Annotated in this window: 15 protein-coding genes and 1 pseudogene; 5 read left to right on the top strand and 11 right to left on the bottom strand. The window is 44.5% G+C overall.

All coding sequences use genetic code 11. The features are described from left to right. Positions 1-91 precede the first annotated feature (91 nt). The 6 genes from PDUR_RS01285 to PDUR_RS01260 all read right to left on the bottom strand — a co-directional run bounded on the left by PDUR_RS01285 (position 92) and on the right by PDUR_RS01260 (position 6,996). The gene (locus PDUR_RS01285) at positions 92-1,018 is read right to left on the bottom strand and encodes a bifunctional helix-turn-helix transcriptional regulator/GNAT family N-acetyltransferase (RefSeq protein WP_042204738.1); all 927 of its coding nucleotides are present in this window, start codon (positions 1,016-1,018) and stop codon (positions 92-94) included. A gap of 289 nt (positions 1,019-1,307) precedes the next feature. After that, entirely contained in the window at positions 1,308-2,543 is a 1,236-nt protein-coding gene (locus PDUR_RS01280) for a Zn-dependent hydrolase (protein WP_042204737.1), read from the bottom strand. Positions 2,544-2,712: 169 nt separating this feature from the next. Further along, a complete protein-coding gene (locus tag PDUR_RS01275; RefSeq protein ID WP_042204736.1) occupies positions 2,713-3,966 on the bottom strand; it encodes a PucR family transcriptional regulator in 1,254 nt (417 codons plus the stop codon). A gap of 297 nt (positions 3,967-4,263) precedes the next feature. Then, positions 4,264-5,397, bottom strand: a complete 1,134-nt coding sequence (gene ald / locus PDUR_RS01270) for an alanine dehydrogenase (protein WP_042204735.1) — start codon at positions 5,395-5,397, stop codon at positions 4,264-4,266. Between the two features lie 111 nt (positions 5,398-5,508). Continuing rightward, entirely contained in the window at positions 5,509-6,600 is a 1,092-nt protein-coding gene (locus PDUR_RS01265) for a threonine aldolase family protein (protein WP_042204734.1), read from the bottom strand. A 57-nt stretch (positions 6,601-6,657) separates the two neighbouring features. Next, a complete protein-coding gene (locus tag PDUR_RS01260) occupies positions 6,658-6,996 on the bottom strand; it encodes a DsrE family protein (RefSeq protein WP_042204733.1) in 339 nt (112 codons plus the stop codon). Between the two features lie 244 nt (positions 6,997-7,240). Between PDUR_RS01260 and udk the strand changes: the two genes are divergently transcribed. Then, positions 7,241-7,873 (top strand): uridine kinase, encoded by a 633-nt coding sequence (gene udk / locus PDUR_RS01255; RefSeq protein ID WP_042204732.1) that lies wholly within the window; start codon positions 7,241-7,243, stop codon positions 7,871-7,873. A 119-nt stretch (positions 7,874-7,992) separates the two neighbouring features. Here udk and PDUR_RS01250 read toward each other — a convergent pair whose 3' ends face one another. Both PDUR_RS01250 and PDUR_RS01240 read right to left on the bottom strand, forming a co-directional pair. Further along, positions 7,993-8,712 (bottom strand): YebC/PmpR family DNA-binding transcriptional regulator, encoded by a 720-nt coding sequence (locus tag PDUR_RS01250; protein WP_042204731.1) that lies wholly within the window; start codon positions 8,710-8,712, stop codon positions 7,993-7,995. Between the two features lie 490 nt (positions 8,713-9,202). After that, positions 9,203-9,868 carry a nucleotidyl transferase AbiEii/AbiGii toxin family protein gene (locus PDUR_RS01240; RefSeq protein ID WP_179945176.1) on the bottom strand — a complete coding sequence of 222 codons (666 nt, stop codon included), beginning with the start codon at positions 9,866-9,868 and terminating at the stop codon, positions 9,203-9,205. Positions 9,869-10,185: 317 nt separating this feature from the next. On the opposite strand from PDUR_RS01240, the gene PDUR_RS01235 reads away from it, so the two are divergent. From PDUR_RS01235 to PDUR_RS01220, 4 genes and pseudogenes are all read left to right on the top strand, one after another. Beyond that, positions 10,186-11,217, top strand: coding sequence for a hypothetical protein (locus PDUR_RS01235; RefSeq protein ID WP_042204729.1), 1,032 nt, complete (start codon positions 10,186-10,188; stop codon positions 11,215-11,217). Between the two features lie 55 nt (positions 11,218-11,272). Further along, entirely contained in the window at positions 11,273-12,163 is an 891-nt protein-coding gene (locus tag PDUR_RS01230; protein ID WP_042204728.1) for a S8 family peptidase, read from the top strand. Between the two features lie 5 nt (positions 12,164-12,168). After that, entirely contained in the window at positions 12,169-12,816 is a 648-nt protein-coding gene (locus PDUR_RS01225) for a hypothetical protein (protein ID WP_042204727.1), read from the top strand. Between the two features lie 111 nt (positions 12,817-12,927). Beyond that, positions 12,928-13,671, top strand: a pseudogene (locus tag PDUR_RS01220) (transposase); the annotation flags it as partial. An 852-nt stretch (positions 13,672-14,523) separates the two neighbouring features. Here the strand turns inward: PDUR_RS01220 and PDUR_RS30235 are convergent. The 3 genes from PDUR_RS30235 to modD all read right to left on the bottom strand — a co-directional run bounded on the left by PDUR_RS30235 (position 14,524) and on the right by modD (position 16,823). After that, complete coding sequence (locus tag PDUR_RS30235; protein ID WP_081949331.1) at positions 14,524-14,859, bottom strand: nucleotidyl transferase AbiEii/AbiGii toxin family protein; 336 nt, start codon at positions 14,857-14,859, stop codon at positions 14,524-14,526. Then, positions 14,860-15,624, bottom strand: coding sequence for a type IV toxin-antitoxin system AbiEi family antitoxin domain-containing protein (locus PDUR_RS01205; protein ID WP_052409891.1), 765 nt, complete (start codon positions 15,622-15,624; stop codon positions 14,860-14,862). It abuts the gene before it with no gap. 347 nt (positions 15,625-15,971) lie between these two features. After that, positions 15,972-16,823, bottom strand: a complete 852-nt coding sequence (gene modD / locus PDUR_RS01200; protein ID WP_042204725.1) for a ModD protein — start codon at positions 16,821-16,823, stop codon at positions 15,972-15,974. Positions 16,824-17,193: the final 370 nt, after the last annotated feature.

Here is a 17,193-nt window from a genome sequence, read left to right as displayed (position 1 = left end):
AATAGTAACGGGCCGGTCAAGGATTGCTCCTTGACCGGCCCGTTTTTTTTCACATAGCGGCACTGATTAAACTATCGTTCTCCGTTAGAGTTTAACGAGGCAAGTTATCCAACTTTAGTTCCCAATGTTCCTCCACAAGATCTAGCCCCCACATGAATTGCTCATTTGCTTTAGTTAGCTCAAATCCGAATTTACTATATAATCTTCGAGCTGTTTTCAGTTGACTTACCGTTTCTAAAGATATTTTTTCATATTGCGTTTTTTGGCAATAATTAATTAATGTTTGGATTAATTTCGTTCCTACACCTTTTCCACGAGCAGACGTATCAACAATGAACCATCTTAATTGAGCTGTTTTATCATCTTTTTTGACTAAACCTATGCATCCAGCAAATTCCCAATCTACTTCTGCAATCCATATCTTTTCGATTTCTGCTTCAAAAGTACTACGGAGATACTCTAAAAACTTTTCATCAAATCCATAGTTGTCTATAAAAAATTCTCTTTGTTTCTCAATCATTATTTCCTTATCATCATCTGTATAATGATCTCGTATAGTAACAACCGATTCATCTTCATTATGTTGTTTGGTTAATATATTTTCAATTGTCACCATTGATTCCAAAAGTTTTTGTTGATCTCTCAAACTAATATCTTCGAAAAGCTTCATTACTTGTTGATTAGCTTTATTTTCTAGACTCTGATAAATATCTTTTCCTTCTGAAGTCAAATGGAGGAAGAAAACACGACTATCATTTTCGCATTTTTCCTTATAGATAATATTTTTATTTTCAAAACTTTTTAATACTCTACTGACATATCCCTTATCTAATTTTAATTGTTCTTGTAGTACTCTTGCTGTACAAGTATTTATTTTATTAATTTCATATAACATTCTAATCTCTGTTAAAGATAAAGAGTCATCATATACATGTTGATTAAATAAAGATTGGTAGTTGAAATAAAAATGATTAAATTTTCTGATTCCTTTGATTATAGAAAGATTAGGTTGTGGCATGCTAAAAAAGCTCCTTCAAAATAAATTAGTTGCCAAAATCAACTTTTTTAAAATTATAGTTAAAATAGTTGTCAAAATCAACTGTTTTCTGAGCTTTTTTAAAATCACCGTCTAAAACGACGTCAGACGCGTCCGCGATCGGCATGGAATGGAGTTCTGGGTATTGCTTGGTAACCTCGCTAGTCTACCACAACCCAAACAAAAGGCTGTCCCGAGGGTCCCACAGACCCATAACGGAACAGCCTTCTACTATTTAACCTCACGCGTAAGCCGCGGTTTCTTTGAAACCTTACTCCCCGCCATCTCCCAGCAGCGTCAGCACCGTTTCCAGCATCACATTTACGCCTTTTTCGCAATCCTCGTACGAGGTCAGTTCTTCTTCGCAGTGGCTCTTGCCCTTCACACTCGGAACAAAAATCATCGCTGACGGCAGGTAGCTTGCGACGAACTGGGCGTCGTGTCCGGCGCCGCTGGCTATTTTTTTATGGGAATAGCCGAGCGACTTCACCGAGCTTTCAATCGCGCCGCATACCCGCTCGTCGAACCAGACGGTATCGCGTCCCCAAAGCTTCTTCTTGGAAACGGAGCAGCCCGCCTGCATCTCCGGAAGCGAGTTAATGACCGACACCACTTCGGCGATAACCTCTTCATTCTTATGCCGCGCCTCGACGGTGAAGACGACTTTATTAGGGATTACCGTGTGGATGTTTGGGTACACATTGACCCGTCCCATCGTATAGACCAGTTCAGGGTCCAGCTCGCCCAACTTGCTCCGCAGCTCCGCCACCAAATCGGTTGCGGCGAAAAAGGCGTCGTTCCGCATGCCCATCGGCGTCGTTCCGGCGTGATTGGATTCCCCAGTAACTTCAATTTCATAACAGACCATACCGACTACACAGTCTACGAGTCCGATCGTTAGGCCTTCTTTTTCAAGCACGGGACCTTGTTCGATATGCAGTTCCAAATAAGCGGACGCTTCCTTGATGCGGTTGTCGATTTCGCCTTCGTATCCGCTGGCCTTCAGCGCTTCCCCGAAGGTGACGCCTTTCGGGTCCTTGCTCTTCAGCATGACCTCTTTATCGAATTTGCCCGACAGCACGCCGGACGCCATCATCGAAGGCTCGAACCGAGCGCCTTCCTCATTCGTGAAGTTCATGACCGTTACCGGAATCCGCGGCTTAATGCCATGGTCCACAAGGGTTCGTACAACCTCAAGACCCGTGATTACGCCCAGAACGCCGTCGAAACGTCCGCCTTTCACTACGCTATCCAGGTGGGAGCCCATTACGATTGGGGGCTTATCCTCGGTGCCTTCCAGCGTCGCGTACATACAGCCCATATCGTCCACTTTGACGGTCATTCCCAGCTCTTCGCAGCAGGAACGGAAGTATTCCCGCACCTTAATGTCCTCTTCGCTTAAGCTCAGCCGGGTAACGCCATTCGCAGGCGTACGTCCGAAATCGGCGAATGCCTCGATGGTATCCTTCAGCCGGGCTCCGTTAACGAATATGTTTTGCGTCTGCATTCCTATCCCTCCGTCCATGATCTGGTCATTCCTAAACACTATGTTACGACCCGTATCCTCACTTTTCATTGTACAGAGTGTAATAAGATTGGCGCAGTAATACCCGGTTTATGTTACATCCATGTATATGTTTTCTGCCATTCAATTCGCTCAACCGCCATACCTTCCATCAATCTTCCGCAAACCACTGATTCAACTGCCGGGTCTCTTCCGTCAAAATATCCATATAGATCGAGAAGCGGTAATGGGTATCCTTTAGATTTTTCCCCGTAATTTCGGCAATCCGGTTCAATCTGTACATTAAGGTATTCGTATGAATATGCAAAAAAGCGGCCGACTCCTTCAGATTACCATTGAATGTAAGGTAGGCGGCAATGGTCTTGACAAAGTCGGTCTTGTGTACCCGGTCATGCTCCTTCAGCGGATTAAGCAATGGACTTCTGCGGCCCCGGCTTCGCTTCTGCTCGATAATCGCCGGAATATGCGCCCAAAACCCCATATCCTCGTAGAGCAGCAGCTCACGGGCTTGAAAAGGCAGCAGCCGCTTGATTTCGACAATGGACACCGCCTCCGTATAGGCAACGGCCGCAGAGAGATATTCCCCGTAATACAGACTGCATCCCCCCGATATCCGGCAGCCTTCGCTCTTGTTCAGCTGATCTGTGAGCAGCGTCATAAAGGAGGACAGCGTCTGCGTCCCTTCTATTGAATAGAGAAAAGAAAACAGGATAATAATCCGGTTATGCTCCGTGGTTAGGAACACTAACGAGACACCGGAATAGCTTTCGGCGGTCTGGCGGAATTTGAGCAGAAAATGGTCGTCCACCGTCCGGTCGGGTTCAAATACGCCGAGAAAATATCCAGGCGGCAGCATGATGTTATCCAGCTCCGCATCCCGCTTAATATCCTGCTCCGTCCCGTAATGCGAGGTCAGCAGCTTCCAGAAAAAATCCTCCTGCGCCCGCGTCTGCTTCGTCTTCCAGCCCCGCTGCTTGAGCAGATACCGCGCGGCGATTTGCGCCGCTTTTTCCACGACGCTTTCCGCGTATCCCTCCGACAGATTGCCCGCATCCACGACCCAAATATAGCCGAGAACTTCCTTCTGGTGCTTGATGCACATCGCCAGGCGGGGCCCCAGCCCCACCTCCATTACACCCGATATCCGGATAGGATGCGGTGTATTCTCCAACTGGCGCATGATGCCCTTTTTGCGCAAACCGATAATGACGGAGTCGGGCACACGCTTACCGATGATCGTTGAGATCCGGGCAGGATCGCTTTCAAATTGATGGGAACTGTAGCCGATGACATGATGCTTGTCATCTTCAATCGTCACTTGGGATTGCAGCGATTCGCTGATCGTATCCGCCAGAGACTCCATACTGTCAAAAAAACGGTCAAAGATCGATCCTGTTTCTACCATTTTTTCCACTCCAACCTTCAGAATAGCCGAGTCATACAAGTTTACAGGTTATTATTATTCATAAGGTTTTTTCATTATATTATGCTTCATCTTCGCTGACTATAGGTAGCGGAAAGTTATGACAGAAAACCTGCCATCAGAGACCCGCCTCGTAAGAACGGCACAGGAAAATTAAAGCTAAAAAAAGAACAGTCCCGTATTTAACGGGCACTGTTCCATCATTGGGGTTCCTCTTCTTCATTGGGAAACGTCGTATCTCTATCAGCCGACTTATCTTTTCTGTTTTCTTTCTATAATTTAGATCAGCGTAGACTCTTGGGACATGGCTTGGGCTACCGTGAAGTATTCTTCGCCGAGCGCTTCGGCCACAGCTTTGCAGGTGATTTTACCGTTTGCGATATTGACGCCGTTCAGCAGACCTTCATTTTCTTGTACGGCCTTCAGTGCGCCCTTGCCGGCGATTTGCAGCGCGTAAGGAACGGTAACGTTCGTCAGAGCAATCGTCGACGTTTTGGCGACAGCACCCGGCATGTTGGCTACGGAATAGTGCAGCACGCCGTGTTTTTCGAATACCGGATTGTCATGTGTCGTCACCTTGTCGATCGTCTCTACGATACCGCCTTGGTCGATGGCCACGTCAACGATTACAGAGCCCGGTTTCATCGTCTTCACCATTTCTTCCGTGACGAGCTTCGGAGCTTTCGCACCCGGGATGAGCACCGCGCCTACCAGCACGTCCGCTTCAGCAACGGCCTTGGCAATGTTGTACGGATTCGAGATCAGCGTGTTGATTTGTGCGCCAAAAATATCGTCAAGCTGGCGCAGTCTGTCAGCGCTCAGGTCGACAATCGTAACGTCCGCTCCGAGTCCGATGGCCATCTTGGCCGCATTCGTGCCGACAACGCCACCGCCGATGATGCTGACCTTGCCTCTGCTCACGCCGGGAACGCCAGCCAGCAGAATGCCTTGGCCGCCATAGTTTCTTTGCAGGAATTGAGCGCCCAATTGAACGGACATCCGGCCAGCCACTTCGCTCATCGGCGTCAGCAGCGGCAGTGTGCGGCCTTCGGTAACCGTCTCATAGCCGATGGCGAATACGCCTTTTTCTTGCAGCGCCTTTGCCAGGGCAGGCTCCGGAGCCAGATGCAGGTAAGTGAACAGTACAAGACCGGGACGGAAATAGCCGTATTCGCTCTCCAGCGGTTCTTTAACCTTCATTACCATTTCGGCGCTGCTCCACACCTCGGCGGCTCCGTCGATCAATTCCGCTCCGGCTTTCGCATATTCTTCATCCAGGAATCCGCTGCCCAGGCCCGCACCCTTCTCAATTAATACCGTGTGACCTTCTTTAACAAAGCTAACTACTCCGGCAGGGGTAATGGCTACACGATTTTCATTATTTTTGATTTCCTTTGGAATTCCGATGATCATTCTTAACATCTCCTGTCTGGTGAATGTTTTCTATGTAAAGAATGATAACATACATTGCAGGCTTGCCATTTGGTGAAAATTCAAAAGTTTATCTATCATGATTGTGTTTTATCACAATACAGCGGCCAGTTTTTCATCCAATATGGCAAACGCCCGGTGAAGCTCTTCCTTAGGAATAAGGGCATAGCGGTCGCCGACACTAATCTCGAAATAGCAGGAAGTTTCGCCAGTTTCCCTTAAATAATGCGTTAATCCGACGCCCGTTTCCTCATATAATTCGATCAGCAAAGGCTCCAGCCGTTCTTTAGACAGCGCCGCGTGAACATGGAACATATTCGAGACAGGCTCCGCCGGAAGAGTGGAGATTTGTTGGCATTTGTTAAACAGACCGGCCAGTTCCACCGCCTCCTCATAGTACCGCCCCATGTTAGGTAATCTCTCTTCAAAATAGTAATCGGCGGATAGAATGTACGGGTACAGGCTGATCAAATCCCCGCCGTGCCGTCTTTTCCATATCTTAGACTCTTCCGCAAGTCCGGCATCGCCTGCGAGAATCGCTCCGGCAATCCCGCCAATCCCTTTATAAAAAGAGATGTATACGCTATCAAATAACGCGCAGACTTCAGCCGCAGATTTCTGATAGTAGGGCAGAACCTCGAACAGTCTTGCTCCGTCCAGGTGAAGAGCAATTCCCCGCTCGCGGCAGCAGGCCGATATCGCTTCCAGCTCGCCGAAATCCGGCAGTTGCCCGCCGATCTCACGCTGGGGCAGTTCAAGCAGCAGGCATGCGACTTTGCCATACAGCTCCTGCACATCGCCGAGACTGATCAGCCTATCCTTGCCGCCAAGCAGCACCGGCTCAATTCCGTGAAGCTCGTGAAGCCCCCGCTGCTCGTGAATCTCCAGATGACATAGCGGGTGGTACGCCACTCTCTTGACGCCTTTCCGGTCACACCAGATCCGCAGCGCAATCTGCTGCGCCATCGTGCCGCTGGGGAAGAAGACGGCTTTATCTTTTCCGAGAATCCCGGCCATTTTGCCTTGAAAACCCTCGATTATGCTGCCCTCGCCGTATATGTCGCTGTCTAGATCGCCATCATACGCGTTCAGCGCATCCTTCAATACTCCAATATTCCGTTTGCCGTGGCCGGTTATCGGGTACGCGGTCCGGTTAAACGCCTCATGAAGCGGTTTGCCGTTCATATGATGTATTTCTCCTTTCAAATGGCTCTGGCCGCCGCTGTCCCTCGGGCCAATATTCTAGGATAACGTGATCACTTCATACTGCGCCGACAGCTCAATAAAATGTCCCATGCTCGATACTTCTCCCGCATACAGCTGATCGCCCACTCCGTAGTAGTTCACGCAAGTGGCACAGGCCAATACCGGAACACCGCGATCGGCCAGTTCTTTTAAGTGAAGGGAGGCCATCGATTTGCCCGTTAGTGCGAGCACGCCCCGATTGACGCAGAACACTGCGGCCGGAAGCTGCTCCTGCTGCTTCAAAAGCGTAAAGTAGGACTCCAATAGCTGTTCTCCAAGCCGAGTGTCCCCGTTGCCCATGCTGTCAGTCGTAAGAAAAATAATTTTTCGATTCATCTTCTTCATCCTTTCTTATTTGAGCATTATGTAAAATACTGGGTTGTACAGCGGAATGTATGCGCTTGTTGCGCTCTACGTTGGTATAAATAGTATATAACAATCTCTGAATTGGCCGATATGCATAATGGCATGAAACGGCCTAAGAGTTTTTCCGGACGGGACATGGTGAAAAATTAAGGCCGCTGTGCTACAATACTTGAATTGACAAAGGGAACACGTTAGGGAGGTTTACGAAAACGCTATGCTTATTATAGGAATTGCCGGCGGAACAGGCTCCGGCAAAACAACGGTGGCCCGCTCCGTCATCGACCGTCTCGGTCCGGGCAAAGTCACTTTTATCTCTCAGGACAATTATTACAAAGACCATTCGCATCTCAGCCTTGCCGAGCGCGAGGCGATCAATTATGACCATCCGTTCGCCTTCGATAACGAGCTCTTGATCGAGCATCTGAAGCTGCTGAGAACGGGGCAGCCCGCTCAGGCTCCGGTGTACGATTTTACCGTTCATACCCGCTCCACGGAACTGACGGTTGAGCTGCTGCCAAACAATATCGTCATTATCGAAGGGCTGCATGTGCTGTCCGACGAGAACCTGCGCGCGCTGCTCGACATCAAAGTGTTCGTTGACACTGACCCTGACGTCCGCATTCTGCGCCGGGTCCTGCGGGATATCGAGGAACGCGGCCGCACCATCCAGTCGATTCACCAGCAGTATTTAACGACAGTCAAACCGATGCATGAAGCGTTTATCGAGCCATCCAAGAAATACGCCGACCTGATTATTCCCGAAGGCGGGCAGAACGAGGTCGGCATTCAGCTGCTGTCCGTTCTGACCGAAAAATATTTGACCGGCGCTAACTGGACCGGCGCCTAGCGCTATCATGCAACAATCACGACACGAATGATTTGCCGCCCTGCGATTTCGCGGATACAAAAAGAAACGGCTGCCACACCCTGTTAAGGACGGCAGCCGTTTCTGTTAGCAACAACAGACTATTCTTCGGAATCCACGTTATGATACACCTGCTGCACGTCTTCCAAATCCTCCAAAACATCAATCAGCTTCTCGAACTGAGCCTCAGAATCCTCCGGAATCGCAACATAGTTCTGGGGAAGCATAGTCAGCTCGGCTACCGTAAATTCGGATACGCCTGCATTCTTGAACGCTTCCTGCACGGCATGGAACTGGTCCGGCTCGGCGTAGACGATGACGGCTTCGTCTTCTTCCAGAATATCGCGCGCGTCCACATCCGCTTCCATCAGAATTTCCAGCACATCATCCGCACTCTTGCCGACCAGACCGATGACCGCCGTCGAATCGAACATATAGCTGACCGATCCGCTAACGCCCAGGCTGCCGCCGTTCTTGCTGAATGCGGCGCGCACTTCGGAGGCGGTGCGGTTGACATTGTTGGTGAGCGCGTCGACGATAATCATCGAACCGTTCGGTCCGAAGCCCTCATAGCGAAGCTCATCGTAAGTCTCATCCGAATTGCCTTTCGCTTTCTCAAGCGCGCGGTCAATGATCGCTTTCGGCACATTGTAGGTCTTGGCGCGCTCCAGCACGACCTTCAGTGCCCGGTTCGATTCCGGATCAGGCTCGCCCTGCTTGGCCACTACATAAATCTCACGCCCGAATCTTGCATATATGCGACTTGTGTTGGCATCCTTGGACGCCTTCTTTTCCTTGATATTATTCCACTTACGGCCCATACTTTATCGCTCTCTTTCAACAGTGATTAAACGCAGTCCCTTATATTATACTCCTCTCATTATATCTATTAAAAGGGGGGCGGGGCAAATAAGCGGGCTTCCGGCTTGTTAAATTGAAAATCCTGTGAAATTGAAAATCCCGTGAATAAGCCGCCAAATTACAGCCGCACATATTTCCGGTATACGGAATCGGAGGGCAAGGCGCTCCCGATCCGGTGCATGCAGGCAAACAATTTCCAGGAATAGTAGAAAGGTTTCCCGGTCATCTGACGGGGGCGTTTGGCTTTTGACAGAAAATCGACAAGGAACCCCTCTTCCTTCTCAATGTACGTTCGGTTGATCTCGTCCAGCGGACAAATTCTCTGGATTTCAGTTTTCTCTGCACGTTTATCCGGCACGCAGCACAAAAAGGTATTCCAAAGCCGGAACCATAAAATACCTTCAAATTTGACAATAGCATAGCAAAACCACGATCCATAGATTAACTATATTAGAGGGCAGCGGTCTGACTACTGTTCCAACTCAATGATTGACGGTCCCAGTCACAAAAATACTCGTTTTCATCCAGCACATGATCATAGATCGGTTTGAGGAAGGTATGAATGAGTTCCATAACCTCCTGGAATGTTGGCGAATGATCCAGATATAAATTCCTAATAAATGCATCCCACATAGCAACTCTACGCCTGTCCGTATAGAACTCAGCTGTGAAAATGACATGCTCTCTTTCGGTATGGGTTGCCCTTCCCTTAAATGTCTCAGACACGGCCTCGTACAAGCGAAGCCCTTCAAATGGGGTTGTACAGGCCAATATGTAGATATCAAAAAAATCCTTCATCCGACTGTTCGCCAGGGAAAGAGATATCATGGCTTCAAATTTTTCTGCAATGACGGAATCGTTCGTGTATACCAAGATTTCCGGCCTCTCCATGCTAGATAAGAGAACAGGGAAGTCTATCGTTTGCGGACTTGGTGCTATCACATCTCCAAAACCAATATCGAGCTGCAACACTTCCCTCATTTTTCCAAGCGAGCAAGGTATCTTTATCCGTACGCCTTCATATTCTGCATCTTCTTTAATGATTTCGGAAACAATTTGATCCGTATGAAAAACAATGCCGTCCTCAGAGACGAATCTCGTCTTCGCTATGGGCATCACCATGCTCGCTGACAGGCTTCATCCCGAAACATGCGGATTGCTCGCCCCCTTTTCACACGCTTTTGTCAGTCGATAGCGTAATACTCTACAATTCTATCACGTGCTGTTACAGTGTATACTCCAGAGTAAGATTCGTGATGGAATAATATTTATAATCATGGAATTAATTGTACATTTAGTAAAATAATAAAAAATATTTGCTTATATATTCCAATTATTGAATATTAGTGTTATATTAAAAAAACCTTAATGGATCCTTAAGATTCTAAGTTTAATAATTGGCCAATTATTAATTTATGACATTAGGAGGAAATATGTTTAAAAAAATTATTAGTATTCCAATTGTATTTACAATAGTTACTTCCCTTTCCATGAGTGCGTATGCCTCAGGTAGTATTCCTCAAAATGATAAGACTGAAATTCAAAGTTTGAAAATTAACTATAACTTGGATAAGGGTCATAATAATAAGTCAAAACAAGAACTCATTGATGGAATGGTAAACGAAGGAGTTAATTCTGAAGATGCCGATTATTACGCAAAATTAGATATCCTTGCAGCAAAATTAGAAAAAGAGAGTAAAAAAATCAATTTCGATGAAATTTCATCTTATAGTGATGAAGATACAAATTTTAATATGTTTGAAATCAGAAGTAAGGCATTAAACTTAGATGAAAGAGCAATAAAAACCATTTTTGAACATAGTTCTGTTATTGCAAGAGGAACAAAAGACATGCAAGAGCTTCAAAAAAGTAACAAGTCAATAACTAGTTTAAATAATGCCACGATAAAATACCCCGACGGTAGTTCTGTTACAAGAACAGGCGAAGTTGTTAAAATTAAACCAGAAACTGATGAAAGCTATACTACAGATACTTGGTATCCTGGACCTTGGAGTGGTGCATTTGGTGAGGATGATATGTATCAAGAAGTAAATCTGACATCATCTGGATACTATTACGATACTAACGACATTAAATTTGAAAGTAGTTCGTATTGGGCAAAGGTAAATAACACATTTACCTATCAAATTAAGAATAACGGTTATACGGATCATCAGAAGTGGTCAGTACACTACATAAATAGTCAAGGTGCTTCATCTAGTAGTGGTTTTATTACTGTCACTGACTCTGCTACACATCAAGGAGAATCAGCTACTGGTGATGATTATATCCAAGGATATACTGCTGCAAAATTTACCATAAGCTCGTCAGTAGGTGGGGAGATTGGTTTTTATGGTATTGCACTAAACTTCAGTGTTAGCGGAGGTGACTCCTGGAACGAATACGCTATTGTTGAAGTATGTGGAGCCGCAGTGGTACTTTTCTGGGAAGCTTACTTCAAATAACTGTAATGAGAAGGGAGCACTTTTGCTTCCTTCTCTATTTAACAAGGGGTAAGAAATGAGAATTACTTTATTATTAATCGTGATGTGTTTAATTACTATAGCATTCCCACAAGAAAAGACGTTTGTATTAACGAGCGTCTATAACGGGTCACAACTTAAAATGCTCGGGACCAATTATTTAATTATACCGATAAAATCAAAAAAAATAAAAAAAATTAAGATAGGAATTATTGATGTTGGGATTACGAAACATCCAAACCTTAATATAATTAATTTATCCAACTCATGGAGTAAAGAAATTGGGCATGGTTCAATTGTATCTGCAATAATTGGTGCTAAACCGACGAAGACAAACAAATATAAAGGATTAATTCCCGGTATACAAATGTATTCGTACAACCTTGAGGAAAATTTTACCGCGGAAAAATTAATCAATGGCATAAAAGCAATGCTTAAAAAAGATGTCGATGTTATTAGTTTATCGGTAAGCACAAAAAAGTATAATCAAGAATTAAAAGATACTATAGAGTATGCCATCTCCCAAAATATTGTATTTGTTGCTTCAGCTGGAAACTCGGGGTTAGAGCAAGAATTATATCCGGCTTCATACAAAATTCCTGGAATAATCTCAGTTGGTTCATTAGATAATCATTATAATATATCGAGTTATTCGACCTTTAATAAAAATATTGACTTGTTCTTCCCTGGAGAAGATATTCTATCTATAGGAGAAGGTGAAAATCAAATTAGTTCTTACTCAGGATCGTCTGTTGCGGTTCCTTTTATAACATCTATCGTTGCCTTAACTAAGGCTATGTATCCAAATTTACCAAGCTCTGAGATAACTAAATATCTTTATGAACATACAGAAACATACATGGCGCATTGGAAAAATACCGATAGGCTTGTTCGCATCTTAGAATTAGATCAACTGTTTAAGGAGTAAAATAAATGAAAACAAATATTATTAAATGCTTTGTAATATTAACCGTGGTAGTTTTGCTTTCGAGTTGTGGCCTATTTAAAGATAATAGTTCCTCGAATCAAAATATCAACTTCCAAGGAAGTGGTAAAGGAACGGTATATAAAGCAGAAAATTACGCTGTGAGCGCTACGGATCTTAAAAAATTAGTCAAGGATGGGATTGAGAAAAGACTTAATAAAAATATTGATAGTAAGTATATCAATCTTGATTATCCATATTATAATAGTAATTCTATATTTTCTACTTTTTATATTACCGGTGAAAATAATGCAATTGGAGTTATTTATGCTGACTGGAAAGAGGATCAATATGTGTTACAATTTATTGATCTTTATCCCATCGATGAAAGTAAACCTTTTAGTGTAATTAATTTATCTAGTAAAATGTCAGATGGAAAGAGGAACTTTACTGCGTTTTTGGGATTTATAAACGACAAGTCTATTTCAGAAGTAAGATTGAATTATCAAGAAGATTTTAATGATATAACTAATTCAGTTAGATTAAAGTCTGACAACAAAACATTTTTAGATGTTGTAATAGGTGGAGAAATGAAAATTAGGAACATTGAAGGACGAGATTCAAAAGATCAGGTTATTTTTAAATATGATTACTAAGGTTTGGAGTAGAAGGAAATAATCAATCTTAGATTCCGGTCACATTCTTTTGATGCTTCTGGACGATGTCGGCTTATATTCGCCCATCAGATCCCCGGGAAAGGAGTCTCAAGGGCATTAGTCAGGTACCGCAAAGAAGCCTTTATTGAAGAGCGTGCTCGAGAAGTCAGCCGCATTCAAAAAGTGCTGGAAGGCGCTAATATCAAGCTCTCGTCGGTTGCCAGCAATATGCTTGGAAAGTCGGGACGCGCCATGATTAAAGTAATGATTTGACGGCGAAACGGATTCGGGCATCTTGTCCGAACTGGCGAAACGAAAGCTAAAAAGCAAGAAAGCGGATTTAAAGCGTGCACTGAACGGCTTGATGGGTCCTCATCAGAAGATTTTGCTGGGCGCCCAACTCCGGCACATTGATTATTTAGATGAAGAAATAAGTAGACTAGATGAAGAGATTAAGAAGCGCATGCACCCATTTGAGGAAGACCTGGAACTGCTTGACACTATTCCCGGCGTAGCAAGACGAACGGCAGAGACTATCGCGGCCGAAATCGGTCTGGATATGAATCAATATCCCTCTGCCGCTCAGTTATGCTCTTGGGCAGGGCTGTGCCCGGGTCAGAATGAAAGCGTCGGAAAACGAATCTCCGGAAAAACACGCAAAGGGAATAAAAATTTGCGAAGTACGCTCGTCGAAGCTACCAAAGCGTAGTTCGAACGAAGATATGCTTATCTATTCAGTCAAAACCGTCAACTTGCAGCACGCTGGGTAGCTAACCGTGCTACGGTTACCATAGCTCACAGCATTTTGTCTATGGCCTACTTATCCTCAAGCGAAAGCAACCTTACATTGAACTACATAAATACAAGGCCTTCCAAGGATATATGTCCCCATCCTCGACTACTCTACCCACTCACCCCACTCCGCAAGATACATAGATGTGGTAATATTAAGTAAATAGTCTGTATGTTTAAGGAGTGACCAACTTAATGCATGGCAGCTTAATTTATATCAGTTCGTTGCAGCACGAAGATATCATAAACGAGTTCGAGAATGTTCTGAAGAAGGAAAAATACGCCTGTTTCCCCGCGCCGGATATCAAGAATATTGGACGGATCTTTGGTTACTTGCGATACCATTTAATAAGCACATTCATTGGTTCATTGCTCAAGAGACTGCGAATGATGGTGAAATTGCGACCTTAACGACTATTGACAAGCATGTTCTCGACGGGACTCCCGTAAGTAAAGACATAACCTTACCAGTCAGGGAAAGAAGAATGCTCGATAACACTGCATATTCTTTTTATGGAGATGTAGATAGAGATAACAGTGACTTGAAGATGATCATTGCTATTCGCAAGAATTCGATGGGTGATTTATGATTTCCACTACTTACATGATAATATTTTCAAGATAATCCCTAGGAAATCTCATGCCATGTTCTGAGGAAAGACGACATAACAGCAAAATCAGTATGCCTGAATTGAATGGGGATTATTGAAAAAATCAGTGATATTCCTAAGTGAGACAAATATGAGCCTGACGTTCAGCACTACTATTCCTAACCGACAATTGTAACGGCATCAGCATCTAAGATAACAGATGTTTATCGTACATTTTGTACTGGAAGGGCAAGTTTTATTTATTACGATTGTGATGAATTATGAATTTGGACAGCTTGTTCCACACGAAAATAATAAGTAAGCTTTATTTTAGGTCAATTCTTATGTACAATGCTCTAAGCTCATCGCCAGGGTGCAACTGGCATATAGCAATAACGATATTGACCAATACTGAGGCATCATTGTTCATTCTACGGCCTGAGAAATCCATATCTCTCGTTGGCCTGGATTTGAACTGTGTTACGGAATATAAGTATAAGCCACCCTTAAGAATAAAATTATCCTTATAATTGGACAGCGATAATCGTTTTAGGAAACGCTCCTGGTAATAAAGGATGGAGATGACATTGAACGCTTTTTTATTAGCTCTGGCAACGTTCTTTAGTTTGTCAATGACTGAAGCAGCAACATTTGAAACCATCTATAACACCTCAAGGTAATTATTCAGGATAGACTTTACTCTCAACTTCTCTGCATATTTAAGCAGTTGGGTATAATTCCTCTTCCTGCTGTTAGAGAAGTTATTTAAACTTTCCTTAACGACATTGGCATCAAGTTTGTTCCTGTATTTTACAGTGTCACAAATTGTTCGCTCCATATCGTATACTTTTATAACATGACCATCCTTCTCTATCTTTTCAATCCCCATGTCAAAAGTATCGTCATCATAAGAAAATAACCGGATCGGCGGATAGTCTGGGAGAGCAGGTTTTCTCTCTTTTCGGGATACTGCAAAATGGTACTCACTCGGAGTATAAGTAGTTAGCTCATGATGGGCAAGGGCAGAGTATAGGCATAGGACACCTTTAGGCACAAAAAGAGCGGCTTCTACAATCTCATCAACCATGTAATTGATATCTTTAAGAGCATAGAGTCCACGTTTAAGTTTAACAATCTTACCCAATGCTTCAAGCTTGTTGAGCTGATAGTAATTTATCTGTTTTTCTTTAAGAATGTTCGTATTGACAATCCCATTATAGTCCCTAAACAGCTCTATGATATCCGGATAGATTGCCGCCTCTTTCTTACTTTCGCATTCAGTTTTAATAACTGCTATAAGATCGTCTAGTTTATTGATATTGGGATAACGACGAACCAGATTAAAAAATTCTTCTTCGTGCAAGCCTAACTGTTGAATAACATTCAAAAAACCCTTTTTTATATAATCAAAATCTAGATCCCCCAAGTTAAGACACCCCCCACCTATTTTAAAATATGTAATCATATACAGTTAAGTGTAGACGTTTACTTGAAAAATATACTTCAATTACTCGTTTGTTTTCAACAAAACATATACACTTACATAAAAATGATTACATTTTTTTAAAAAAACACCCTAGCTCCCGGATTTTGTACACTAGAAGCACGTTAAGCTAACGGGGAAACTATAGCTAAAAAACAGCGGAGTCTAAGACTTTCATTTTTTGAGTCCTAGTTCGCCGCTGTTTCCTTTTGAGGTCAGTCCATTATTTTATTTTCCCTGTACACATACACTCGCTTGCCGCGAACTCGCGGCAGCATGCAGTCGCCCGCTCACTCCCCGTCCGGCAGCAGCCGGACGCTCATATCGAGCGGCTTCGCGAAGAACAGGCTCGTGGTCACCAGCACATCCACGCCGGAAGCCGCGTAAGCTTCAGCATTATGCTCGTCGATGCCTCCTGCCGCCAGCAGCACCACATTCGGATTCGCGGCCCGAAGCTCCGCACTTCCCGCAAGCAGCACATCCGGCGGCAGCTTGTCGAACTGCAGGCAGTCCACCCCGGCGCGGCACAGACGGAGACCATATTCAATGGAATCCGTCTCGACGACCAGCTTCTTCTCCGGGACCTTGGACTTCAGCTCACTGATCCGCTCAACGAAAGCATCCGGTCCGCCGCAGAAGCTTGCATGCTCCTTGAAGACCAGCACCGTCTCAGACAGCCCCAGGCGATGGGGTGCTGCGCCGCCGCACAAAATCGCTTTGACGCTCATCGCCTTGGTTCCGGGAAAGCTTTTTCTCGTACTCACCACGGAAACGTTCGGATTGACCGACTTCACTTTGTCCACAATCCGTCTTGTCTTGGTTGCAATGCCGGAGCAGCATTCCAGCAAATTTTGCGTTACTTTCCAGGCCATATGCAGCGAACGGGCCGTGCCTTTACCTGACAGATATATCTGCCCGGGCTCAACCTTCGTTCCCGACGGAAGGCTGAATACCGGGGTTACCCCCAGTTTGGCGAACATGCGCAGCACCTCCTCGGTTCCACACAGCACCGCAGCTTCTCTCGAGAAGTACTCGATGGTTCCCGGCTTCTCGCCGATATCTAACGCCCAGGTCGTCAGATCGACGTACGGAACATCTTCCCCGATCATCCGGTCGATCGCTTCATCGGAAATGTAAATCATAGCTTCATCCTCCTGTTCAGACGAGAGCCCCTCATCTATGTCCGCCTATACTGCCTCGAACAGCTCATTCGCCAACCTTAATATTTTTAAATGAATATGGCGCTAATTGTATTCGTTATTCCGTATTGAACAAATGAAGAAACTCATAGGGGCGGCGCACTCTTTGTCATTTTACATAACACAACACAGGCGTATGAAGACTCTTTTTCTAAATTTTTCATCAAAATGTCAATTTACATATCAAAGAAACCTTAAAATTGTTTAAAATTTTTGTGAATATTCCTGTTTACTCCCTGTTTCTACTTCCCGTATAACATTTTTGTTGTCGCTAGATGATAGAGTTTATGCTACACTTTATAGACAACTAAAT

Source organism: Paenibacillus durus, from assembly GCF_000756615.1.
Lineage (GTDB): Bacteria > Bacillota > Bacilli > Paenibacillales > Paenibacillaceae > Paenibacillus_AQ > Paenibacillus_AQ durus.
This window is presented reverse-complemented; position numbering and strand designations above follow the sequence as displayed.

Excerpts from the sequence above, each read along its gene's own strand:
- PDUR_RS01285 (WP_042204738.1), bottom strand. The coding sequence starts at position 1,018 with ATGCCACAACCTAATCTTTCTATAATCAAAGGAATCAGAAAATTTAAT.
- PDUR_RS01280 (WP_042204737.1), bottom strand. The coding sequence starts at position 2,543 with ATGCAGACGCAAAACATATTCGTTAACGGAGCCCGGCTGAAGGATACC.
- PDUR_RS01275 (WP_042204736.1), bottom strand. The coding sequence starts at position 3,966 with ATGGTAGAAACAGGATCGATCTTTGACCGTTTTTTTGACAGTATGGAG.
- ald (WP_042204735.1), bottom strand. The coding sequence starts at position 5,397 with ATGATCATCGGAATTCCAAAGGAAATCAAAAATAATGAAAATCGTGTA.
- PDUR_RS01265 (WP_042204734.1), bottom strand. The coding sequence starts at position 6,600 with ATGAACGGCAAACCGCTTCATGAGGCGTTTAACCGGACCGCGTACCCG.
- PDUR_RS01260 (WP_042204733.1), bottom strand. The coding sequence starts at position 6,996 with ATGAATCGAAAAATTATTTTTCTTACGACTGACAGCATGGGCAACGGG.
- udk (WP_042204732.1), top strand. The coding sequence starts at position 7,241 with ATGCTTATTATAGGAATTGCCGGCGGAACAGGCTCCGGCAAAACAACG.
- PDUR_RS01250 (WP_042204731.1), bottom strand. The coding sequence starts at position 8,712 with ATGGGCCGTAAGTGGAATAATATCAAGGAAAAGAAGGCGTCCAAGGAT.
- PDUR_RS01240 (WP_179945176.1), bottom strand. The coding sequence starts at position 9,868 with ATGCCCATAGCGAAGACGAGATTCGTCTCTGAGGACGGCATTGTTTTT.
- PDUR_RS01235 (WP_042204729.1), top strand. The coding sequence starts at position 10,186 with ATGTTTAAAAAAATTATTAGTATTCCAATTGTATTTACAATAGTTACT.
- PDUR_RS01230 (WP_042204728.1), top strand. The coding sequence starts at position 11,273 with ATGAGAATTACTTTATTATTAATCGTGATGTGTTTAATTACTATAGCA.
- PDUR_RS01225 (WP_042204727.1), top strand. The coding sequence starts at position 12,169 with ATGAAAACAAATATTATTAAATGCTTTGTAATATTAACCGTGGTAGTT.
- PDUR_RS30235 (WP_081949331.1), bottom strand. The coding sequence starts at position 14,859 with ATGGTTTCAAATGTTGCTGCTTCAGTCATTGACAAACTAAAGAACGTT.
- modD (WP_042204725.1), bottom strand. The coding sequence starts at position 16,823 with ATGATTTACATTTCCGATGAAGCGATCGACCGGATGATCGGGGAAGAT.